The organism is Aquimarina sp., assembly GCF_977115655.1.
The window spans coordinates 125,494-149,511 of sequence record NZ_CDSBKO010000002.1 but is presented as its reverse complement, the minus strand read 5'-3'; the positions used below and the strand labels follow the sequence as shown (position 1 = coordinate 149,511).

Here is a 24,018-nt window from a genome sequence, read left to right as displayed (position 1 = left end):
TCAACCAAATATTTGTTTTTAAGCACAGTTCATCCCGTTAGAAGGGGACTGGGACTCATCATTAATAAGCTTTAAATCAATAGTTTAGATTCTTAACTTAACGACATTGATGATCCGGGTAAAAGACATCAAGTACAGGCGATACGCTGTGTTTTTTAGACTGTAATTAAAAATTTGATCCCCAGAGGTTTGCCCTTCAAGATAAAATATAATTTTCAGAAACATATCTCGTAATCTTGATCCCGGGTTGTTGATTTCAATCGTACCCTTTTGACCGGATCCAGAGTAAACTGCTACGCTAAAATTAAGAAAATACCTGTATACCTTGTGCTTTCTGTTACGTAACAAAATATAGCTGTGGCTGATTTTTATTTTGAACATAGTCAGAAAAGAGGATTTTATTGCGGCAAATTCAAAGTTAAAATGGTATTAGGTTCGTCTCCACCTTTGTGGGTTAAAAGGATCAATAAGTAAAATTTGTCATTTTCCCTTTTGATCGGATATAACATTTTTTTAAATAACCTTATTTTTTTTTAACCCTTGATAGAGATAACTATAACATACAGATAAAGTACTACCCACTACTTTATAATAATTTTAAAGTGTAAATAACCAAAAATATTAGTGGACATTATCATAAAGTGAATTTTGGAAAATCTATCTGAATAGCTATTAAAAAAATTATAAGTTTAAACAGATGAAAGAAATACAATATCAATCAATTTTTCCTTTTGTAATCATTCTCATTATAATCTTTCCCCTGTTATGGATACCAAAAGATCAAAGCCTTCTGTTTTTAAATAGTCTTCATTCCCCTTTTAGGGATTGGGCATTAAAAAAGATAACCTGGATGGGAGAAGGGTTTATGATATGCTGTTGCATCATATTGTTATTATTTCTAAAAATAAGGTGGTCGTTTGCTTTTGTTTTAGGATTACTATTACATATAATACTTATTCAGACAAACAAACAAATTCTTTTTAATGAAGTGCTTAGGCCTCTGGGCTATTTTAAATCTATAGATAAAGAATATTTGTTACATATTGTAGATGGTATAAGGATTCACCATAAAACAAGTTTTCCTTCAGGGCATACAACAGGGGCAACTTTTGCTGCATCTTTTATTGCTTTGATTATAAAAAATAAACAAACTTCTTTTGTTTTGGCTTTTATTGCCATTAGTATTGGTTTTTCGAGGGTTTATCTTGCTCAGCATTTTATAATTGATATTTATTTTGGTTTTCTTTTTGGTACTCTGTCCTCTGTTGTTGCTGTTATTATAGTACAATATATACCTTTTGGATATTGGTGGATGAACAAATACCTAATTAGGATAATGCCCGGATATACAAGTATTGGTTTTGAAATTTTTAATAAAAACCTAAAATCCTCACCAAAATATTAATATACAACAATATGGGTTTTTTAATACATAAAAAGATGGAATGCTAGGTAAGTTTTTATACGAGAATCAAAATGTGATATTGGTCTTTTTAATAAGCCTTGTACTCTGTCTTATAGGATCAGGGGCATACCCAATATATATACTGGATGAAGCAAAAAATACCGAAGCAGCCAGAGAGATGATGTTTGGGCAAGAGTATATTGTACCAACCTTTAATGGGGTATTAAGAACAGACAAGCCCCCGTTGCATTATTATTTTATGATGATAGGATATAATTTTTTTGGGATAAACTCGTTTGGCGCACGTTTTTTCTCTGGGATTTTTGGCACTCTTACTATTGTTTTTTCATTTCATTTCATTAACTTTTTTTCCGGCAAAAATGTAGCATATACTTTTGCATTAATAACATGGTCTTCCATTTTCTTTATTCAGGAATTTCATTTAGCAGTTCCGGATCCGTATCTCATATTTTTTATTAGTACAGGGCTATGGTTTTTTTATGATTTCTATATAAGAGATACTATATCTTCCCTTTGGTTTATGTATATTTTGTTTGGGTTTGGGGCACTTACCAAGGGCCCTGTTGCTTTGTTGTTACCAGGTTTAATTTGCCTTGTGTTTTTTATTATTACAAAAGACCTTACAATCAAAAGTATCCTTAGGTATAAACCATTTTTAGGATTGTTACTGGTATTAACCATAGCATTGCCGTGGTATGTTTTGGTACATATTGAAACAGGTGGCGTATGGACAAAAGGTTTTTTTTTGGATCATAATATACATAGATTTGGCAATGAAATGGAGGGGCACGGAGGAGTTTTTCTAATTACGTGGGCTTTTGTTTTATTAGGAATGATGCCCTTTTCGTTTTTTGTAATCTATGCGTTTATAAAAGCATATAAAAACAGAAAGGATACTCTTTTACAATTTTCTGCAATAATATGTGTGGTATTTATTTTGTTCTTTAGTATTTCTAATACAAAATTACCTAACTATACGATGCCTTGTTATCCTTTTCTTGCTTTTGTAATAAGTAAAGCACTTTGGGAGTTTTTTCTAAAACAAAAAAAGAGTGCTCATATAACAGTAGTGGTACTACTAATTACCGTGTTGGCTGTTGCCCTGCCAATTGCAGGTAAATTTGCTTTACTTAATGAAAAAGGGTTAGAAAATAGCAGTAATATTAGTTTATGGTTGTTGCCAACATCACTTATTACAACAGGAGGAGCATTTTTATATTTTCAAAAACGTTACAAAACAGCATTTATAACCATCTCATCAGGTTGGATAATTCTGGTCCCTGTATTATTTTTGATTATATACCCTGCACTTACCATGCATAATCCTGTAGAAAAAGCAAAAACTATGATTAAGGATAATAAACAAATAGCTGCTTATAAAAGATTTGATGCAGCTTTTCCTATTAATTTTCGAAAAACGTTTACGGTACTTTCTAATGCAGAAGAAATAGACTCTTTTTTTAAAAAATTTCCAGATGGTTATCTTATTACCAATGATAGAAATGTAGGGAATTTAGATAACAATAATAATCTTACCAAGGTTTTTGAAGCCAAAGCTCTTTTTGAGTCTCACACTACCAGAATATATAAACAACAATAATCAAAGAAACCGCATATTATTTTACTTATTATAAAATCGTATACTAGTGTAATAAAAAGTATAGTATTGAGAAGTACTGTACTTAAATAAAAACTCTTTTTTATAATGTTTTTCAGTAAATGATCGTTTATATTTTTTCTTGATACAATTAATCAGATCTTCATTATTTTTTTGACTTCCGATTACGAGCAGGTTTTTGGTATTATAGATTGCCCGGGGTGTAAAAAAAGTTTGACAATCTGTAGGGTTTAGGATCTCTACAGGATGATCGTTAAACTGCAATTTTATATTTCCAGCCATATCTGTTACATCACTAATGATAAGGTCTGCATTATTAACCAGTATTTTTTGCTCTTTCAGATAATTAGAAAAGGCTTTGTATGGGCGATTAATACGTTCTGTAAATCCAAGATATGGCCCTAACGATATACTACCCACAACATATATTAAAATAAGTACAGAAAATGTATAAAGTATGTTTCTTAATCGGTTTAAATTAATAGTATAGGTCTTACTTCTGTCATATTTTATAAATATATATACAGGGACTAAAAAAAACAGAGGTTGAATCCATCGCTCATGAGCATTGGTAGCCTTTGTTATTAATAAAACCCCCCATAAGAGTACAAAAGAAATAAGAAAGAATTTTCCTAAAAAGTGAACAAAGCCAGGGCTATCCTTTTTAAATATAAAACTTATTTTACCCTTAAATATAATTAATATAGAAATAAGGAACATCCCGCCAAACGAAAGAATACCTTTTAGTAATGCCCATGAGTTAAGGAGGATTATATATAAAAAAGAAGAATGGTCAGAAGCCGCTAAATCTTCTATGGTTTCTTTGCTGGTGACAGATAAGTTTTGAAATAGCCAAATAGTATGTTTTGAAATTAATAAAGCAAATACAACAAAACTAATCGCTATTTTTTTATTAAAAATAACTTTTCTATAAACAGGATCTAAACAAGCACTTATTAAAAGAGAAACCAAAGGGATGATAAAATTATATTTAGACAACATTCCAAAAGCTATTGCGATTCCAAATAGTATATAGTTAGTAACACTGGGTCTTTTTACCAATTGCAGTAAAGAACAGAGCAGATATGCTACCCCAAATGTTACCATAACCGTATGTGTTTGCCGTAAACTTTCAATCGATAATTGAAAAAACAACAACAAACTTAAACAAGTAACGACAAGTATTTTTATACCCTTTATGTGTTTTCTGGAAATACTAAAAACCAAAAAAAATATACCGGTTAATAATATAAATCGAAATACAATAATACTAAATATATGATACCCGAACAGACGGGTTAAAAATATGATAATCCAGGTATATAATGGGGGTTGCTGGTTATAGCCCCAGAGTAATTGTTGGCTAAAAAAAACTTGTTCTGCCTCATCGATTTCCAGAGTATTAGTTAACCATAACCGCATGAACAGATGAGTCGAAAAGTATGCTGTAACAAGAAATAAAAAACGATTAGATATAGAGTTGTTTGGTAAGGGAGCAAGAGCAAACATATATCTTGTTTTTTTACATAGTTACATTGGTAATATAATTTGTGTTCGTACACTTTAATTCTGGTTTTTTGATATGAAAAATAAGACCAAATAGAGAAACAAAAGCAGTAATGACAGAAAATAAAACACCTATAGTAACTGCGGTTGTACTATTAAATATAAATAAAGAAGATGCTTGATAAAAAATCATTTCTCGTACCCCGATACCAGAAAAAGAGAAAACCGATAAAACCGAAGAAATTAAAAATACAATAATATAAGGGATGTATGAATCTGTTTCTGAGATAGAAATACTCTTAACAATACATATTAGGCAAATACATTGTAATACTTGTATACAAACAGACAATAGCAATGTTTTTGGATATAGAGATAAAAAGGAAGGAAAAATATGTTTAGTGAAAAGGTAAGAGCTTAATACACCAAATAGCAGAGCAAAAGGAGCGACCCAAAGCAAATTTAGCGTTGTTACCAAAGGGATACATGCTAATAAGATAATAAGTAAAATACCAATAGCGGTTAACCCTATAAATCTATCCAACAAAACAGCTGCAGACAATTTTTTTACAGGCCACTTAAAATTTTTGTTTAATATATATACCTTATACGCATCACCACCTATCCCCCCGGGAATAAAAAAATTATAAAACATTCCTGTTAGATATAAAATATAATTACTCGTAGAAGATAAAGAAAAATGCACTGCTCTAAAAAGAATTAATAATCTTTTGGCAGAGATCCATTGGGATGCGATAAAGCAAAGTACAGCAAGGCTAAGGTACAAAGTATTCGATTTTTTAATAGTACCCCATACTTCATGCAATGGGATTTTGGTAAAAATAATGTACAGTAGTAAGACGGTTACCCCAATTTTAAAAAACGTGGAGAGCAGGTTTTTTTTCTTTGTTTTCAAAAGTGGATATTTTTCTTATATTATAAGGTCTTTTGTTTTGAGATTCATAATAGGTTCTCATTAAAAGATCGGCGACAATCCCAATAGTAAAAAATTGAATCCCAACCAGTATTAATAAAACACCTAAGAGTAATAAAGGTCTTGTTCCTATATCATTGCCCATTAATTTTACCGCTATAAGATACATATTGATTAAGACTCCTGTCCCAAAAAACAACATCCCTATATTACCGAATAAATATAAAGGTTTTTGCAAGTATTTACGTTGAAAAAGAATAAGTAAAAGATCGTTCATTACTTTAAAAGTCCTTCCCAACCCATATTTAGAGACTCCAAATTTTCTGGGATGATGTCTTACAGGAATTTCAGTAATGAGAGCCCCGTCTATGTGTGCATTTAGTGCAATAAACCGATGCATTTCGCCATAAAGCGGAATCCCTTTTGCTGTTTCTGAGGTCATTACCTTTAAGGCACATCCTGCATCTGTAATATGAAATTTGGTTGCCTTTCTAATAATATAATTTGCTATTTTTGAAGGTAATGTTCTAATAAAATTATCTTTTCTTTTTTGGCGTATTCCTGTTACGAGATCCCACTCTTCGCGAATTGCTATTTCTAACATCCTGGGAATATCAGACGGATCATTTTGCATATCTCCATCTAAAGTAACAATATAATCCCCTTTTGCATATTCTATCCCGGCAGCCAAAGCAGAACTTTGTCCATAATTTCTTTTAAGTTCAATAAGAACTACATTAGGATTTTTTAATGCTTTAATTTCTTGTCTTGTATTATCTGTAGAAAAGTCGTCTATATATATTATCTCATATTTATAATCGTGCAATGCCTTTTCAATAGCCTCTGTTAATAAGCTGGTATTTCCTTGCTCATTATATACTGGAATTACTATAGATAAAAATGGAGAAACATGCATACGATACCTTGTGTTAATTTGCAAAAGTAGAGGTAACACATCAATTTAATATTTGGTAATTGATAACAAATTAATAAGGAATACTGCTGGGGTTATAAAATTGTTAAGAGCTGATTTATAAAAGCTTTATATGGGATTCTTAAACTACTTTTGGTCGAATTGCAAGAATTTTTTAAATTTTATATGAATACCATTTTATTTAAAAGAGATTACATACTACTGTATATATTATTAGCCATTGTTTATATTTCAGGATTATGGATTCCGTTAATGGAAAACGACTCTGCACAACACGCAACTATGGCAATGCGAATGTATCTTGACAATGATTTTCTTAATATTTACAAAGCAGGGAACGACTACTTAGATAAACCCCACATGCATTTTTGGTTAGCAGCATTATCCTTTAAGATTTTTGGGATATCACAATGGGCATATAGGGTTCCGGCACTTTTGTTTACTATCCTGGGGGCATACTCCTGTAATCGACTGGCAAAAGAATTTTATGGCAACAAGGCAGCACATATAGCATCTTTGGTATTTTTATCCGGACAGGCAATTTTTTTGTCTAATCACGATGTGCGAACAGATGCCGTTCTTACCGGAGCAACTATTTTTGGTATTTGGCAGTTTGTACTATATATAAATAATAAGAAATTATTGCATTCTGTACTTGGGGCTGTTGGGGTAGCAATAGCGTTTTCTACAAAAGGGCAATTAGGGGTCTTTATTGCCGGGGTTTGTATACTAAGTTATTTGGCATATAACCGAGAATGGAAGGTATTGTGGTCATGGAAAACAGCGATCGCTTTTTTTGCATTTGTGATTTCGATATTCCCGGTTTTATATGCATACTATATTCAATTTGACCTGCATCCCGAAAAAGTAATCCACGAGCAATCTAATGTTTCGGGAGTATGGTTTATTTTATGGGATCAAAGCTTTAACAGGCTTACAGCAAGTGGGTTTGAGAAAACAAGTTCGGATTTTTTCTTTTTCTTTCACACCTTATTGTGGGCATTTCTGCCTTGGTCGTTAATAGCATACATAGCGCTTTTTGCAAAATTAAAACTCGCATTTGCAACAAGATTTAAGTATATAAAAGAAGTTGAAATTCTAACCTCTGTTGGGTTTTTATTGGTAATGATTGTTATTAGTTTTTCAAAATTCAAATTACCGCACTATCTTAATAGTTTATTGCCTGTATTATCCGTATTAGTTGCAGGGTATATTGTGCAATTATTTGAAATAGGTAAAAAAAATACAGTAAAAATTATTCTTGGTATACAATACTTTGTTTTAACATCCGGTAGTATATTAGTTTTGTTTTTGATCTTTTGGGGGTTTACCATGCCCAATGTTGGTATTGTTTTATGTTATGTGTTTTTAATTACCGGATTGTGTTATGTTGTTACAAAGCAAATGAACGTATATAGAAAATTAGTATTGGTTTCTGTTTATTTTATGGGATTGATTAATTTTTGTTTAAACACACAGTTTTATCCAAAACTATTGTTATATCAAGCAGGAAACAATGCAGCCAATATTATTAAAACTGAAAATATTAATCCCGAAAACGTTTTTATACTTGCAGGAAAACCAAGTTGGTCTTTAGATTTTTATACCCATAGGATAACACCGGTTGTTGCTGTAAACGATATTTCTAAAACGCTAAAAAGTGGAGATTGGCTGTTTTTATACGATTATCAATTAAAAGAACTTAAAGAAGATACTATTTCCTGGAGTGAAAAATATGAGATCAATCATTTTAGGATCACAAGAGTATCAGGGTCTTTTATAAACCCAAATACAAGAGATGAAGTTTTAGAAAAAGCCTATCTTTTACAATACTTTGCTAAATAATGTGAGTTTTCTATGTTAAATACCAAGAGCTTTTTACATAGAAAACCCACCTAAAATCACGTGTTGTATTGGTTTTTTTATTACCTAAACAATATAATCTCCAACGTAATTAAGGAATACCTCCTTTTTATTCTACTATTTGAGTTTCAATTACACTGTGATCTTAAAAGGTTATTTACCTGCCACCAGGACCTTCAACCAAACATCTGTTAATACACTCTGCTCCTTGTAATATAACACAGTCCCCATCAACAGGGCATACAAACCCGGGTTTATTAAGCAAAGAATGCCAAATCTCCAGAGAGATATCATGCCAATCATCGATTGGTCCACCTCCTTTAATATACTTTTGTTCTACTTTGTTTAAAACCCTGCCCAGGCCTAAAATTGATTTTTTCATAATTAAAACATTTAACATTATATAATTATAGAATACAAAGGATATACTAATTTTCTTTTCTATCAAAAACCTAAATAAAGTTGAAGAATTTAATATGGAACCAAAAAAAGTATATCCATCTTTTTAGGTTACAAAGGTAAAGGCTTTAATCACCTGTTAACAAGAACAATAACTAAGAATTTATAAATCCTTGGTTACATATTTATAAATTTTAACTGCTTTTCAAAATTAGTAAATACCGTCTGTTAATAGTTCTTTGATATGGTTTAAGGAGTAAAGGTACTATGCAAAAAAATCCGGAAATAAAATGGATAAGCTTAATCTTTATTAAGGGATTAATCCTATAACACGTGTATCGAAAACAAAATACATGTACAGAAACTATATATGGCGAGGTTACTCTATACGTTATAGATTATAATCTGTATCTCTTTTGTATTAAATTAGCCAAATTACCCGAATTTTCTCTATTATCTATTGTTACTAAAAAAAACAAAGTACCTCGAAGATCCTTCGAAGCATCATCAAGGTGCTTCCACCCCCCTCAGAAACCCTTCGAAGGGTGTTGGTAAGGGGTACTACCCTTATGGATAAGGATATTAAATAAAAAAGTCTAGGAAAATTTATGCCAGTCAGCTTTTTTGGATAGAAAATTGTGTTTCTAGCTTAGCAGAGTTATCGAAAATAGGTTTAGTACCAAAAATAATGGCTTTAAAGTAAGATGCTGTAATCTGGGAAAATAAGATTAAATAATTTCCTTGATTTTGCTACTATATTTGATCTTATAAGAAATATACCAGTTTACAAAATGCTTTACACCAGTTTCTATATTTGTTTTTGGAGTATAACCAACAGCTTTAGCTATGCTGGATATATCTGCGTATGTTTTACTAACATCTCCGGGTTGCATAGGTAAAAAAGTTTTTTTAGCCACAGCACCGATATGTTTTTCGATACAGGTAATAAAATCCATTAGTTTTACAGGATTACTATTGCCTATATTATGTAATAAATAAGGAGCTTTTTCCGGATCTATTGGTTTAGGAAGGGTTTCATTTACTTTTAAGATGCCATCTACAATGTCATCTATGTACGTAAAATCCCTTTCCATATCCCCGTTGTTAAAAATATGTAACGGTCTGTTGTTAATAATAGCATCTGCAAACAGTGATGGTGCCATATCCGGTCTTCCCCATGGGCCATAAACGGTAAAAAACCGAAGCCCGGTAGTAGGAACCTTAAAAAGATGGCTATATGTATGCGCCATTAATTCGTTGCTCTTTTTGGTCGCGGCATATAGACTTATAGGCTTGTCCACATTGTGATCTACAGAAAAAGGAATTGTTTTATTGTTTCCATAAACCGAAGAACTGGAAGCATAAGTAAGGTGCTTTACCGGATAATGCCTGCAAGCTTCTAAAATATTAAAAAAGCCATCTATATTACTTTTAATATATGCATCCGGATTTTCAATACTGTATCGCACACCGGCCTGGGCAGCCAGATGTATAACAGTGTCAAAACGTTCGTAACGAAATAAATCCATAATGGCAGCTTTTTGCGTTAAATCCATCTTTATAAAACGGAAAGTTTTGTATATAGACGAAGTTACGTACTCATTATCGATTACTTTATTACGAGATATCCCTATCTCATTTAGTCTGTCGTATTTTAAGGAAGTATCATAATACGTATTAATATTATCAAAACCCAAAACCTCATGACCCAATTGTAGTAGTTTTTTAACAGTATGAAATCCAATAAATCCTGCTGCACCTGTGACCAAAATCTTCATAAAAAATGTGTTTAATGGTTTTATTTTTTGATTTCTTCATTTTTAACGGCAGTAGTAGCCATAAATTCATTCTCCTTATGATGGGACTTATAAGTTTTTAACCATTCTCCTTTTGGGGTGCCGTGATCAAAAGAACTTAAAAAAACAGGAACCCTTGTTTTTAAACGCGCTGCCTCATTAGAGAAACCTTCGTACTCAATTCGATATAAGGCACTGTACAAAACAGCTCTTCCGGTACCATGGTGGCAATGTATTAATACAGGGTAAGAAATATCCTGATTCAAGACTTTAAAAAATTCTTTAAGATTTTCTTCGCTGGGGATTTGCTGTGAAGGAATATTAATATGATTTGTACCCTTTATTTTTTCTACAGCTATTTTTTCTTTGGTGATATCTGAAGATAAACCAGGGTTAAGAGGATCACTAACTTGCCCTACTCTAAGATCGATAACTGTTTTAATACCATGTTTCTCGATATACTTATGAATCTTTTCAGGAGGTATAGCAGCAGACCTGTAAACCTTATTTTCATTTATTTCTACAAACCTATAGTCAAAATGAACATGATATACATAAATAGCAGCAAAAATGATAGCTACTCCTAATATCGAAAAAACAAGCCTCTTTGTGGTTTTCATAATACATCTGATTAACAATTCATTTTCCGAAATTATAGAATATTAATCCTAAAAAAGATGTGGTAAGCAAACCCTAATGATAATATAAAGGTATGGAAATATTACACCAGATATTTTTTGCAGGCATAACATAAGCATAACAATGTGTTTTTTAAGAAACTGAAAAATAGCATATTATATAGTATTTTTGAATAAACTATTTTGAGATGGAACAAGGTTTAATTCCTTATGGCTTGCCCCAAAAACAAAATATATATCTGGCGAGCTTGCTATTGGATTATTACATATATAAATAAACTATTGATTTTTAGATAAAATTATGTTAACCTGTGCTTTTTTGGCAAAAGGTTTTATATTTTTCCAGAGGATATAAAGCACTCTTAATATTAAAACCTTAATTATGTTCCCAAGGCTAATCACTTTTGTTTTTCTTTTAATTACCTCTTCGCTTTTTGCGCAAAAAAAAACTTTGATGCATACAGACTATGATTTATGGAAAAATATCACAGATGTAAAGATATCAGAGAAAGGAAAATTAGTAGTAACTACCATTGAGACGAATACCAAAAGAGGAGATGGGTATATAGAAATATATAATACCCAAAACAAAGAAAAATTTGTATATCTCAATGGGTATGAACCTTCCATATCTTTTAATGAAAATTATGTGGTTTTTAAACAAAGACCAGAATATCAGTTAATAAGAAGAGAAAAAAAGAAAGAAATAAAAAAAGAAGACAGAACAAAGGATAAGTTATTTATTTATGATGTAAAAAATAATACTATTTACGATTCGATTTCCAGAATAAAAAAATATCAAATGCCAAAAAAACTAGAAGGGTGGTTGATTGTAGAAAAGTTTAAAGAAATTAAAGAAAAACAAAAAGGGAAAAGAAAAACAGAAAATAAGCAAGATACTTTACATAAAAATATATCTATGGCATATGAGCAAAATTATGCTTTGGTATATAACTTAAAAACCAAACAAAAGGATACCATACACCAGATAAAAGATTTTGTCCTGCCAGAAGAAGGTTCGACTTTTTATTTCTCATTAAAAAACAAAAAAGAAAAACAAAAGGATATTGGGGTATACGCATATAATTTATTATCTGCAGAAAAAGTTGCTATTGATACCACAAAATATGTTTATGATAAACTTGCCATATACAGAGATGGTAGCCAATTTGCTTATTTGTCGGCAACAGATTCAACCGCGGTAGATTCCTTAAAATTCGAATTATACTATCATAAAAATAAGATAACACAAAAGCTTGTAGATTTTTCAGGAAATAATCTTAAAGAAAATTGGGAATTAAGCAAAGACAAGCACCCTTTTTTCTCCGATAGAGGTAATAGATTATACTTTTACTCTAAACCAAAAGTTGTTTATTTAAAAGACACGACACTGCTGGAGGATGAAATCCCGCAAGTAGATGTATGGAACTGGCAGGATAAACTAATTCAACCAGAGCAAAAATCAAAGTTTGAAGAGCTTAATAAAAAGGCATTCATATCGTATTATGATATTACATCCAAAAGGTATATCCACATTCAGGATCAAACTATTGAAGATCTTGATTTAGATAAGACCAAAGAGCAGCAATTTATATTGGGTTCTGTTACTTCTCCTTACGATACAAAACGTTCCTGGGACTACCCGTGGACAAAAGATTATTATACAATCGATACCTATACAGGAAACAAAGAACGGATCCTCAAAAATAAAGGGCTGAAACCCATACTTTCTCCCGACGGGCAATTTGTATTGTATTATGATATGCAAGAAAAGGATTGGTTTTCTATAAACTTATATACTAATAAAAAAAACAATCTCACCAAAGATCTGGGCGTGGCATTTTATGATGAAGATGATGACCACCCTTCATTGCCTTCTCCTTACGGTTTTGGAGGGTTTGATGTAAATGAAGAAGTATTGATATATGATAAATTTGATGTGTGGAAAATTTCTTTGCAGGGGAAAGATAAACCAATAAACCTAACTCAAAACGGAAGAAAAAAAAATGTAACCTATAGGACAGAAATGCTGGATCCCGAACAAAAATATCGGGCAACTTATAGTAACGAAGAATTATTAATTACAAGTTTTGACAATACTACCAAGGTTTCCGGGTTATATACTCTTAAAAAAGGAAAGTTTATCGAGAAGATCAAACCTTCAGAGTTTCGTATAAGTTCCTATAAAAAAGCAAAAGATGCTAATGTTTTTACTTACAGAAAGCAAAATTTTACCACATTTCCGGATCTTTATGTTGCCACAAATACATTTAAAAGCACAAATAAGATAACCCACATAAACCCACATCAAGAAGATTTTAAATGGGGAACCGCAGAGTTGTTTACGTGGCAAGCAAACGATGGTAGAAAACTAGAAGGGATTGTTTATAAACCAGAAGATTTTGACCCTTTAAAAAAGTATCCTTTGATTACTTATTTTTATGAAAAAAGATCCGATAGTTATAGAAATTATCATATTCCAAGTCCAAGTGCTTCTATTGTAAATCCCTCTTATTTAGTGAGCAATGATTATATTATGTTTGTGCCGGATATCGTGTATGATGAGGGTAAACCAGGGGCGAGTGCATATAACTGTATTGTTTCTGGGGTTGAGGCTTTAGAAGAGTCTGGGTATATTGATAGTGATAATATAGGGATACAAGGACAAAGCTGGGGAGGGTATCAAGTAGCATATCTGGTAACAGTTACCAATAAGTTTAAAGCAGCAATGGCAGGTGCTCCCGTAAGTAATATGACTTCTGCTTATGGAGGTATTCGATGGAAATCTGGTCTAAGCAGAGCTTTTCAATACGAAAGAAGACAAAGCAGACTAGGTAAAAACCTGTGGGATGGTTTTGATCTTTATATCGAAAACTCACCACTTTTTGGTATTCCTAAAATAGAAACACCACTACTAATGATGCACAATGATAATGATGGTGCAGTACCATATTATCAAGGAATAGAAATGTTTATGGGTATGCGAAGATTGCAAAAACCAGTCTGGCTTTTGGTATATAATGATGAGGATCATAATCTAAAAAAAGTAAAGAATAAACAAGATCTGTCTATTCGTATGATGCAGTTTTTTGATTATTATCTTAAAGGAAAACCGGTCCCTAAATGGATGACCAGTGGGGTTCCCAGAATACAAAAAGGAAAAGATTTTGGTTATGATTTAGAGGATACCAGAACATCTACTATTATTTCCAATCCCAATAAATAAGATGCCATTGTATATTGTCTGATTCGTATGTGATTAATGTTGTAAAACCTACGGCTTGGTGCGCTTGTAAAGAACGTATATTATTAGATGCTACTTCGGTAATCAAGAAATCATATTTTTTTTGCAATTCGTTTCTCATAGCATGATATAAACCCCTAAAAATCCCTTGCTTACGATAGGCTTTATCTATACATATTTGTCCCATTACAATATAAGAAGTGGAGGGATCCAAATGATTGTCGATCATAGCAAACATAGGCTTAAGGATTTCGACATCCTCCTTAAAATCTTTTAGCATAGATAGAGCGTAACCAACAACTTTATCTTTATCCTTTGCAATAATATGAGGTTGTTTACTATTCATTTTTTTTAGGATAGATATATCATGTTGCACAGTAACAAAACCTTCTGCCTCTTTTTCTTTTTTAGAAATAGAAGAAGGTAAATTGTTTTGTTGAAGCTTTATTATTTGTTCTAATTCTTCATCACAAGTAGTAAGGGTGTAGATAAGGTTTTTCATAAAATATTATTGAAAAAGTTTAAACCACTTCATTTTGCTTGTAACCACTTATTACGTTTTTCCAAAATTTCTTTCTCAGGGTTTTGCAGTGCCACTATTTCAACATTTGGGTCTGCCGTAAAAATAATTTGGGTGGTAATTTTTTTTCCTAACCTTAGATAAGTAACAGGTGTTTTTTTACCTAAGGTAATTTTTCCTGTAAGATTTAAAAATTCTTCGGGATTTTTAAAAGAATCCCCGTTTATAGTTAAAATAATATCTCCTTTGTCTAAGCCGGCATTATATGCAGGTCCTTCTTTTTGAGGATAATTAGAAATAATAGCATTATTGTTTTCATCAAACTCAATAAGAGCTCCGTAGTATGGTTTTTTGGGATCGTTATCCATCAAAATTCCAAAATCAGCAAATAAAGCTTTGTAATCCGGGATTTCGCTATGATTAATGTATTTGTTAAAAAAATCATTAGCAAATGTATCTCCGGCATATTCTTGTAACGCAGTAAACAAATTAGTATGAGTATATGGTATTTCTAGTTTACCATATTTTTCCCAGATCATTTTCATGTAATCGTCCAGATGTAGAGAATCTTTATAGTTTCTTAAAGATAGATCAAGAGCCAGACCAAGTATGCTACCATACGAGTAATACGAAATAAATGTATTTTCTCTATTAACAGGATCTACAGAGGTTGCTGCATCTACAAAAGGAGCTTGATAGCTCATTTCAGTAGGGTTAAAATAAGCTCTTGCAGGAGAATTCCATACATAGTTATAGGTATCGGCTAACCCATTTATGTATTCTTCAGGGCTAATTAGTCCCGCTCTGCATAAAATTAGGTTAGTGTAATAGCTTGTAAACCCTTCTGCAAACCATAATTCTCCAGACATATTTGCTTTTTCAAAATCAAAAGGTTCTAATGTTTTAGGTCGAATACGTTCTACATTCCATGCATGAAAAAACTCATGAGAAACAGTTCCTATGTTTTTTTTCATTCCGCCATTAGAAAGGCTGTTCGTACTGGTTAGGATAGTCGAATTTCTGTGTTCCATACCATCACGGGATACCTGGGGCATATAACAGGCTAAAAAAGTATATGTCCCGTTATCAAATTTTGGATATTCGCCAAATACCTCTTTTTCTTGCACTACAATTTTTTTAATCTTTTCAAAATACGCATCTACTTCTTGTTCGGTGCCAAGATGATGCATTGCAAGTTGTATAGTATATTCTTCCCCTTCAGAGGTAACCTTAAATGATCTTGTAGAGTGGTTACTAATTTCTACAGGACTATCCATAAAATACTGTAAGTCAGGAGCAGTAAATGTGTTGTCACCTTTAGGTATAAGTTGCGTGGCTACTTTCCAGTTCAGATCTTTTCTAAGGTTAAAAGTTACTTCTACAGATCTGTCTTTAAGTGCCGGAGCATACATAAAAGTAGCAGGAATATTAAGGTGGGCATGGGTTTCATCGATTTGAGAATAGGTCCCGTCTCCCCGATCTGCAAATAGGGTGTAAGAAAGCTTTATAGTGCCATCATGACCAGAGATATCCCATTGGTGAGGATTAGGACGAACAACGCTAATTTTATTCCCTTGCCCGTCGGTTACGGTTACATCATATACATTTTTTGCAAATTCATGCAAGGCATACCTTCCTGGTGATGTTCTGCTCATTCGTAAAGAAATAGTGTCTGTCTTTAAGTTAGAAAATACAGCTTCTATTTTAGCTTCATGATGGACTGCATTATCAAAAGATACAGAGTATGTATTTTTGAATTGGGAGAAGCCTGATTGAATAAATAGTAAGGCAACTAATATTTGTACTACTTTCATTTTATCTTTATTAGGATTTGTTTAAGAACAGATCGATAAAATCAAATATAAGTATTATACCTACATAAAATTATTAGATTTCTATATAGTGTATCAATTACTTAAAAAAGTAATATTTTTTAAGTAGTAATTGTTTTATTTTTGATTCTGTATATGAAATTACCAGAAAAACTTCAGAAAAAACTTGGGGATAGAGAAGTGAGTAATTCGCTTCGTAAACTCTCTATAGATAAAAAAGGAATAGATTTTTATTCTAATGATTATCTTGGTTTTGCAACCGAAAGAAATATTTTTGATAAAGTACATAAGCTTTTAGATACAAAAGGAATTTATAAAAATGGAGCTACAGGATCCCGTTTACTTTCTGGGAATTATAAATTATATGAAGAAACAGAAAAAGAGTTAGCAAAATTTCATAATGCAGAAGCAGCATTATTGTTTAATTCGGGATATGATGCTAATGTTGGATTTTTTTCTGCTATTCCGCAGCGGGGAGATATTATTTTGTATGACGAACTAATTCATGCTTCGATTCGGGATGGGATTAAAATGAGTACTGCTACCTCTTATAAATTTAAACATAATGATTGGGGTGATCTGCAAAAAAAGCTTCAATTCGTTAAGTTTGATAAAGCAGGTAATAATAAGCTTGCCGAGATATATATAGTAACAGAATCTGTTTTTTCTATGGATGGAGATGTTCCTGATTTGCAGAGCCTTGCAACAATTTGTAGAGACCATAATTACAATCTGGTTATAGATGAAGCACATGCAACAGGGGTTTATGGAGAACAAGGCGAGGGGTTATTACAAGAATTAGGTCTTGAAGACATGATTTTTGCCAGAATCCATACTTTTGGCAAAGCAATGGGATGCCATGGAGCAGTAATCTTAGGAGGTAAAGATTTAAAAAGGTACCTGATTAATTTTGCCAGAAGTTTTATATACACCACAGGCTTGCCACCGCATTCTCTGGCAACTATACTGGTAGCATATCAGGAACTTCAAAAAACTTCCCAAATCAAAAAACTGAAAGAAAATATTGTTTTTTTTAATCAAAAATTAGAATCCGTTAACCTGAAAACAAAGTTTATCCAAAGTAATTCGGCAATACATTGTTGTATTATCCCTGGTAATGAAAATGTAAAAAAAATAGCGTTACATATACAGAAGAAAGGATTTGATATAAAACCAATTTTATCCCCAACCGTTGCAAAAAACAAAGAAAGACTGCGTTTTTGTTTACATTCGTACAATTCTAAAGAAGAAATCTCTGAAGTCTTAGAACTACTTACTACTTTTGTGATTACATGAAGGAGATGCAATTCATTGTCCGGAATGTAATGAAAAAAAACAATTCTTGCTTCAACACTCGATAGCTTTAAAGGATTGCTTTTTTCTTTTTGGTTTTATTTTATTTTTATTGCCTGTGTATCAAAAAACGAGATATAGGTGTCAAGATTGTAACAAAGAATTTAATATAGATGCGTAAAAAAATATTTATTACAGGTATAGGTACCGATGTCGGTAAAACTATAGCTTCGGCAATTGTGGTAGAAGCGTTGCAAGCAGATTATTTTAAACCAATACAAGCAGGGGATTTAGAATATTCAGACACACATAAAGTACAAGAGTTAGTATCTAATTCAAAATCAAAATTTCATGACAATAGCTATGCTTTACATGCTCCTATGAGTCCGCATGCTGCTGCAGAAATAGATAATGTTACCATACAAACAGACAAAATAAGTATTCCTAAAGTAGATAATGATATTGTTATTGAAGGAGCAGGAGGGATATTAGTGCCTCTAAACGAAGAAGATACTATCTTAGATCTTATACAACCAGATTATAAAGTGATCGTAGTTTCCAGGCATTATTTAGGAAGCATTAATCATACCCTGATGACCATCTGGATTTTAAAAGAGCAAGGATATAACGTGTCTGTGATTTTTAATGGTGAAGAAAATAAAACTACCGAGGATATTATCAAAAAAATGACAGGAGTTTCTATACTGGGCAGAATAGATCAGGAACCTTATTTTGATAAAGTTGTAGTGGCAGAGTATGCCGAGTTGTTTAAAGAAAAATTAGAAAAACTTTAATCCACATTGTGAGTTTAATTCTCCGAGGCTTGCCTCGAAAACAAAATATATTATCGGAAGCATACCACATGAGCTTGCTCCAAGGTTATTGATTTTTATTTTTTGACTTTAAAGAGGAATAAAAAAATAGTAAAATTTTCGCTTTTGCAGAAATACCATACATTATGACTTTAACAGAAAGAGACAAAAAACATCTTTGGCATCCGCTTACACAGCATAAAGTATACCCGGATGCATTACCAATCATAAAAGCAAGAGGAGCTTTGTTGTTTGGAGAAGATGGTACAGAGTATATAGATGGTATTGCCTCTTGGTACACAGCAATGTATGGGCATTGTAATGATTATATTTTGCAAAAAGTAAATCATCAGATGCAAAAGTTAGATCAGATTGTATTTGCAGGATTTACCCATAAACCAGCGATTAAGCTATCTGAGGAATTGATTAAAATATTACCAGATAACCAGCAAAAAATATTTTTTTCAGATAATGGCTCTACGGCAAATGAAGTAGGGATTAAAATGGCATTGCAATATCATTTTAATAAAGGCGAAAAACGCAATACTATTATTGCTTTCGAAGATGGTTTTCACGGAGATACATTTGGAGCCATGTCTGCCTCTGGATTATCTGTATATAATGGGCCTTTCGAAGATTTTTTTATAGATGTAAAACGAATACCTACGCCAAATATCGAAAACATAGACTCTGTACTAAAGCAGCTACAAGAGTACATTGTTACTAATAAAGTGGCAGCTTTTATTTACGAACCTTTGGTACAGGGAGCCAATGCAATGCATATATATGAGGCTGCATATCTCGATCAAATCCTTAATATCTGTAACGAAAATAATGTTATTACCATTGCAGATGAGGTAATGACCGGGTTTGGAAAAACAGGAAGAACTTTTGCATCGGATTATATAGAAACCAAACCAGATATCATATCGATGTCCAAGGCTTTAACAGCAGGTTTTGTACCAATGGCAGTAACCAGTTGCACGCAGAATATTTATGATGCTTTTTTAGACGATTCTGTAGGTAAAGCTTTTTTTCATGCGCATACTTACTCTGCCAATCCTATAGCATGCTCTGTAGCATTAAGTGCAATAGAGCTTTTGCATACCGAAGAAATTCAAAATGACATACAAAGGATAACCATGTCTCATAAAAATTTTGATGCTAAAATAAAAAACCACCCAAAAGTAAAGACCACCCGGCAACTAGGAGTGATCTATGCTTTAGATCTGGATATCGAGATGGATCGGTATGGAAAAAAAAGGTATGAGATCTTTGATCATTTTATGAAAAACGGAGTAGCACTAAGGCCATTGGGGAGTACGGTGTATCTTTTACCGCCGTATGTAATAACGCAAGAGCAGTTAGAAAAAATTTATGATACCATTGTAGAGCTGTTAGATCAGATTTGATTTTATAAGTAAAATGGTATTATCAAGCGTAGTTTTAAACTTCTCTTTTTGATCTATATAAAAAGCTATTTTTTTATACGTTTTTTGCGTTCCGTACAGACCAAAAAGTGTGTTCTTGTTTTTTAAAGTGATTAACATATTATGACTTTCTAACTCCCCGAGCGGGGATAATTTTCGGGTTTCGGTATTAAGCTCTATATCTTTACTGGTAATTTCTATAGATTCAATTTCATTAATATTTATGGTTGTTTCACTAAGGATACCATAACGAAGTTGTATCTGCTGTCCTTCAATACATATAGGTCTTTTTAGAATAGATTTCAAAAAACCAAAGATCTGGATACTAGAATACATACTTAAAACACTTGCAACCCAAGCAGCAATAGCACTCCATTTTAGTAGGAGAATATGAATTACATAGGTTTCGACTCCTATAATAAAAATAAAAGCTACTAATAAAGAAATGGTGCCACTGTTTTTATGGTAGGAGAATTCGTTTTCTTTTAGAACTCTTTTTTTCCAGACTATAAATCCATAATAAAATACAGCAAGCTCCATAGCAAGAAATGTAGCTATTCTTTTTGGTAAAATATCAAAGCAGGTTTGTTTCAAAGCAGTAAAAAAATCCTGCTTGTCTTTTGTATTAGTTTTATACTGTTTTAAGGTTTGTCTAACTTTGTGAAAAACAAAAATAACCACTCCAATTTCTACAAGAGGAAACACCCAGGTTTTAATCCAGTTAAGCAAAAACTGATGTTCTTTAGGAATACTATAGGAAGCTACCCATATTCCTAAAACAAAAAAAGGAATAACAGTAGTTTTTGGTATGTTTTTCTTTCTAATCAATAAAAAATAAAAAAAAGGGATAGTAAAAAGTAAATCCAATGTTATACCAATAGATAAGGCATTGCTATTTGTTTCAAACAACCGATCTCTAGAGATTAAAACCATAGATAAAATCAGAAGTAATGGTGTTCCAAAAACGATTAAATAACTATGGGTTTTCGTTGTATTCATCTTGTTGATACCCCAATAAATCAATTTGCTCATCGGTTTCTTCAATGATCACATACATTTCTGTATAGGTCCATTGATCATTTTCTTTAGTACCTGTAAGATATAGTTCTGCTTTTCCTTTAGGGCCTTTAACAGGTATCGATATATCTGCAAACCCTGTACTATTTTTATAAGATAAATTGCCATTCATCATGCCATCTGTTTCTATAGGCTCTCCAAGAATGTTTATAACATACTCATCTTCGTTTACTTTTTTAATAGCGTCTTGGTAAGGAACAGATTCGGTGATCAATTCGCTTACCCCAAATATCAAAGAACCTACAAAAACAAAAAACAAGATAATAATGGTTAAGCAACCACCAACAGGAACTGCCCATCCCCAATTTCTGGCAAACCAACTTTTATGCGGTATATGATCTTCCATAATATATATTATTGTAAATATAAGTACCTAAAACCTATTTCTTGTTACGTAATTATACCCTAAAAATACTATAAAAAGTATAATAACTATTGAACAAGATAGAACAAACCTGTACATTTGCCAAAACTTATAAATTGCAACAAATAGTATCTATAACGGGGATTTCTTCAATATCTCCTTTAGGATTTTTTTCTAAAGATATCTGGAACGCATACAGAGATCCATCCCATTGTATTTCTATTAAAAACTTTGGTGGAGAAAAAGCACTTGTAGCCTTGCTCTCTAAAGAAGCGAAACAAATAATCAAAGCATTAAGACAAGAAACAGATCATTATAAAGACTTAGACGACTCTGTTCTTTTTGGGATCTATGCTGCCAGGCAAGCAGTACTACATGCAGGATGGGACAAGCAGTATAATTTTGGAATTAATATAGGTTCCTCCAGAGGGGCAACAAGTCTTTTTGAAAAATACCATCAGGAATTTCTAAAAACAGGCAAGTCCTCTACGCTAAGTTCCCCTACTACAACGCTTGGCAATATATCCTCCTGGATAGCACATGATTTACAAACCAAAGGCCCAGAAATAAGCCATTCTATAACCTGCTCCACGGCATTACATGCAATTCTTAATGGAGTAGCCTGGTTACAATCGGGCTTAGCAGAACAGTTTTTGGTAGGCGGGAGCGAAGCGCCATTAACACCATTTACTATTGCACAAATGAAAGCATTAAAAATATATGCTTTGGATACAGAGTCTGCGTACCCTTGCCAGGCAATGAATTTAGATAAAAAAAAGAATTCGATGTTTTTGGGAGAAGGAGCTGCCGTTGCTTGTCTCGAAAAAGGAGTAAAAGATAATGCCATAGCTTTAATAAAAGGTATAGGATATGCTACAGAACCTTTAAAACATAACATATCGATATCGACAGAGGCAGATTGTTTTCAAAAATCAATGAAAATGGCTTTGGGAACAACCCCTGTAGAGGATGTAGACGCTATTGTAATGCATGCACCGGGAACAGTAAAAGGAGATATGGCAGAATATAATGCCATTAAAACCGTTTTTAAAGATGCATTACCAGCTTTAACCACTAATAAATGGAAAATAGGACATACTTTTGGCGCTAGCGGAATTTTAAGTTTAGAGTTAGCAATACTAATGATGCAGCATCAAGAATTTATTCCGGTACCGTTTATAGAACATAAAATAACTCCTAAACAGTTAAACAAAATTATAGTCAACGCTGTTGGTTTTGGAGGCAATGCAGTAAGTATATTACTTCAGATTCCTTAAATTTTTACGATATTTAGACTATAAAATAAATATAATTGAAAAAGATGTAAACAGATGAAAACACAAATCACTCTTCTTTTCATAAGTTTTGTTTTTGGTATTCAGGTTAAGGCACAAGTAACCACCATTCATGATGAATTTGAGCCTGAATTTATAAATATTAACGGGTATCAAATTAATGTAGAAACCAAAGGTAAAGGAAATCCCATGGTATTTATCGCAGGAGGGCCAGGGAACTCACACGATTATCTGCAGGGTAATTTTGGCAAATATCATACCTCTGCGCAAGTAGTTTTTTTTGATGCACTGGGCAGAGGTTTGTCTGAAGATGCCAAGGACAAAAAAGAATACTCTATACAAGGGGATGTAGAAACGTTAGAAGGAATAAGAAAAGCATTAGCGTTGCCTAAATGGACGCTTGTAGGACACTCTTACGGGACTGTAGTTGCACAGGCTTATGCCATAAAATACCCACAGTATACAGAAAAAATGGTATTGATTAATGGATTTCATAGTGGATTAATGTGGCAGGCAAATTGCGATAGCTATAACCACTATGCCAGAACACATTTTCCTGAAAAATGGAAAGCAGTAGATTCCTTAAGAGCAGCAGGCTATGTGTCTTCTGACCCCGAGTTTTTAAAAGCATACGGTAGTTTTCCGACCAAATATATATACTATCATAATACAGAATTAAATCAACCAGTACCAAAAAATGTAAAACGCTCATGGAATCTGGATGTATACTATAACATTGTAGGTCGGGATGGAGATTTTCATGTTACTGGAGATATGGGAGATACCGATTTTAGAAAACAGCTAAAAGAAATAAAATCACCAACATTAATAATCGCTGGCAGATACGATGGTGTATCTACGCCAGAGTTCGCAATACAGTACAAAACCTATATGCCACAAGCAGAATTTGTGATGTTTGAAAAAAGTGGGCACAATCCATATTTAGAAGAACCAGAGAATTTTTTTAAACTATTCGAACAGTTTTTAAGTATAAAAAAATAAACTTTGCTATTTTAATCTGGCACTTTAATGGCTAC

19 protein-coding genes are annotated in these 24,018 nt (G+C 32.5%); 9 read left to right on the top strand and 10 right to left on the bottom strand.

The annotated features are described in order from the left end of the window. Window positions 1-697: 697 nt before the first annotated feature. Window positions 698-1,405 carry a phosphatase PAP2 family protein gene (locus tag ACZIYX_RS02005; RefSeq protein WP_462680517.1) on the top strand — a complete coding sequence of 236 codons (708 nt, stop codon included), beginning with the start codon at window positions 698-700 and terminating at the stop codon, window positions 1,403-1,405. 40 nt (window positions 1,406-1,445) lie between these two features. Further along, a complete protein-coding gene (locus ACZIYX_RS02000) occupies window positions 1,446-3,026 on the top strand; it encodes an ArnT family glycosyltransferase (protein ID WP_462680516.1) in 1,581 nt (526 codons plus the stop codon). A 21-nt stretch (window positions 3,027-3,047) separates the two neighbouring features. Here ACZIYX_RS02000 and ACZIYX_RS01995 read toward each other — a convergent pair whose 3' ends face one another. From ACZIYX_RS01995 to ACZIYX_RS01985, 3 genes are read right to left on the bottom strand one after another with little or no spacing between them, the layout of a single operon-like run. Then, a complete protein-coding gene (locus ACZIYX_RS01995) occupies window positions 3,048-4,553 on the bottom strand; it encodes an ArnT family glycosyltransferase (RefSeq protein WP_462680515.1) in 1,506 nt (501 codons plus the stop codon). 13 nt (window positions 4,554-4,566) lie between these two features. Continuing rightward, a complete protein-coding gene (locus tag ACZIYX_RS01990; protein WP_462680514.1) occupies window positions 4,567-5,466 on the bottom strand; it encodes a lysylphosphatidylglycerol synthase transmembrane domain-containing protein in 900 nt (299 codons plus the stop codon). Continuing rightward, window positions 5,426-6,400 carry a glycosyltransferase family 2 protein gene (locus ACZIYX_RS01985; RefSeq protein ID WP_462680513.1) on the bottom strand — a complete coding sequence of 325 codons (975 nt, stop codon included), beginning with the start codon at window positions 6,398-6,400 and terminating at the stop codon, window positions 5,426-5,428. The genes ACZIYX_RS01990 and ACZIYX_RS01985 overlap by 41 nt, the downstream gene beginning before the upstream one ends. A gap of 183 nt (window positions 6,401-6,583) precedes the next feature. On the opposite strand from ACZIYX_RS01985, the gene ACZIYX_RS01980 reads away from it, so the two are divergent. Continuing rightward, window positions 6,584-8,263, top strand: a complete 1,680-nt coding sequence (locus ACZIYX_RS01980; protein ID WP_462680512.1) for an ArnT family glycosyltransferase — start codon at window positions 6,584-6,586, stop codon at window positions 8,261-8,263. A 175-nt stretch (window positions 8,264-8,438) separates the two neighbouring features. Here the strand turns inward: ACZIYX_RS01980 and ACZIYX_RS01975 are convergent, their stop codons facing one another. The 3 genes from ACZIYX_RS01975 to ACZIYX_RS01965 all read right to left on the bottom strand — a co-directional run bounded on the left by ACZIYX_RS01975 (window position 8,439) and on the right by ACZIYX_RS01965 (window position 11,096). Next, complete coding sequence (locus ACZIYX_RS01975) at window positions 8,439-8,663, bottom strand: hypothetical protein (protein ID WP_462680511.1); 225 nt, start codon at window positions 8,661-8,663, stop codon at window positions 8,439-8,441. 745 nt (window positions 8,664-9,408) lie between these two features. Continuing rightward, the gene (locus ACZIYX_RS01970) at window positions 9,409-10,458 is read right to left on the bottom strand and encodes an NAD-dependent epimerase/dehydratase family protein (RefSeq protein WP_462680510.1); all 1,050 of its coding nucleotides are present in this window, start codon (window positions 10,456-10,458) and stop codon (window positions 9,409-9,411) included. A gap of 20 nt (window positions 10,459-10,478) precedes the next feature. Further along, complete coding sequence (locus ACZIYX_RS01965; protein WP_462680509.1) at window positions 10,479-11,096, bottom strand: fused DSP-PTPase phosphatase/NAD kinase-like protein; 618 nt, start codon at window positions 11,094-11,096, stop codon at window positions 10,479-10,481. 472 nt (window positions 11,097-11,568) lie between these two features. Between ACZIYX_RS01965 and ACZIYX_RS01960 the strand changes: the two genes are divergently transcribed. Then, window positions 11,569-14,340: an alpha/beta hydrolase family protein gene (locus ACZIYX_RS01960; protein ID WP_462680508.1), complete on the top strand. Its 2,772-nt coding sequence runs from the start codon at window positions 11,569-11,571 to the stop codon at window positions 14,338-14,340. Here the strand turns inward: ACZIYX_RS01960 and ACZIYX_RS01955 are convergent. Together ACZIYX_RS01955 and ACZIYX_RS01950 are read right to left on the bottom strand one after the other, a co-directional pair. Continuing rightward, window positions 14,318-14,860, bottom strand: coding sequence for an N-acetyltransferase family protein (locus ACZIYX_RS01955; protein WP_462680507.1), 543 nt, complete (start codon window positions 14,858-14,860; stop codon window positions 14,318-14,320). The two genes, ACZIYX_RS01960 and ACZIYX_RS01955, sit on opposite strands and share 23 nt — an antisense overlap. 29 nt (window positions 14,861-14,889) lie before the next feature. Then, window positions 14,890-16,692 carry a M61 family metallopeptidase gene (locus ACZIYX_RS01950; RefSeq protein ID WP_462680506.1) on the bottom strand — a complete coding sequence of 601 codons (1,803 nt, stop codon included), beginning with the start codon at window positions 16,690-16,692 and terminating at the stop codon, window positions 14,890-14,892. A gap of 153 nt (window positions 16,693-16,845) precedes the next feature. Here ACZIYX_RS01950 and ACZIYX_RS01945 point away from each other — a divergent pair, with 153 nt between their 5' ends. From ACZIYX_RS01945 to bioA, 3 genes are all read left to right on the top strand, one after another. After that, window positions 16,846-18,006: an aminotransferase class I/II-fold pyridoxal phosphate-dependent enzyme gene (locus ACZIYX_RS01945; RefSeq protein ID WP_462680505.1), complete on the top strand. Its 1,161-nt coding sequence runs from the start codon at window positions 16,846-16,848 to the stop codon at window positions 18,004-18,006. Between the two features lie 170 nt (window positions 18,007-18,176). Then, complete coding sequence (gene bioD / locus ACZIYX_RS01940) at window positions 18,177-18,797, top strand: dethiobiotin synthase (RefSeq protein WP_462680504.1); 621 nt, start codon at window positions 18,177-18,179, stop codon at window positions 18,795-18,797. 164 nt (window positions 18,798-18,961) lie between these two features. Next, window positions 18,962-20,227, top strand: a complete 1,266-nt coding sequence (gene bioA / locus ACZIYX_RS01935; protein WP_462680503.1) for an adenosylmethionine--8-amino-7-oxononanoate transaminase — start codon at window positions 18,962-18,964, stop codon at window positions 20,225-20,227. Here the strand turns inward: bioA and ACZIYX_RS01930 are convergent. Continuing rightward, the gene (locus ACZIYX_RS01930; protein WP_462680502.1) at window positions 20,213-21,244 is read right to left on the bottom strand and encodes a hypothetical protein; all 1,032 of its coding nucleotides are present in this window, start codon (window positions 21,242-21,244) and stop codon (window positions 20,213-20,215) included. The genes bioA and ACZIYX_RS01930 overlap by 15 nt on opposite strands. Then, window positions 21,222-21,668 carry a cytochrome c oxidase assembly factor Coa1 family protein gene (locus tag ACZIYX_RS01925; RefSeq protein WP_462680501.1) on the bottom strand — a complete coding sequence of 149 codons (447 nt, stop codon included), beginning with the start codon at window positions 21,666-21,668 and terminating at the stop codon, window positions 21,222-21,224. Before ACZIYX_RS01925 ends, ACZIYX_RS01930 begins: the two co-directional genes overlap by 23 nt. 134 nt (window positions 21,669-21,802) lie before the next feature. Between ACZIYX_RS01925 and ACZIYX_RS01920 the strand changes: the two genes are divergently transcribed. Continuing rightward, a complete protein-coding gene (locus ACZIYX_RS01920; protein WP_462680520.1) occupies window positions 21,803-22,963 on the top strand; it encodes a beta-ketoacyl synthase N-terminal-like domain-containing protein in 1,161 nt (386 codons plus the stop codon). Window positions 22,964-23,017: 54 nt separating this feature from the next. Next, window positions 23,018-23,983: an alpha/beta fold hydrolase gene (locus ACZIYX_RS01915; protein ID WP_462680500.1), complete on the top strand. Its 966-nt coding sequence runs from the start codon at window positions 23,018-23,020 to the stop codon at window positions 23,981-23,983. Window positions 23,984-24,018: the final 35 nt, after the last annotated feature.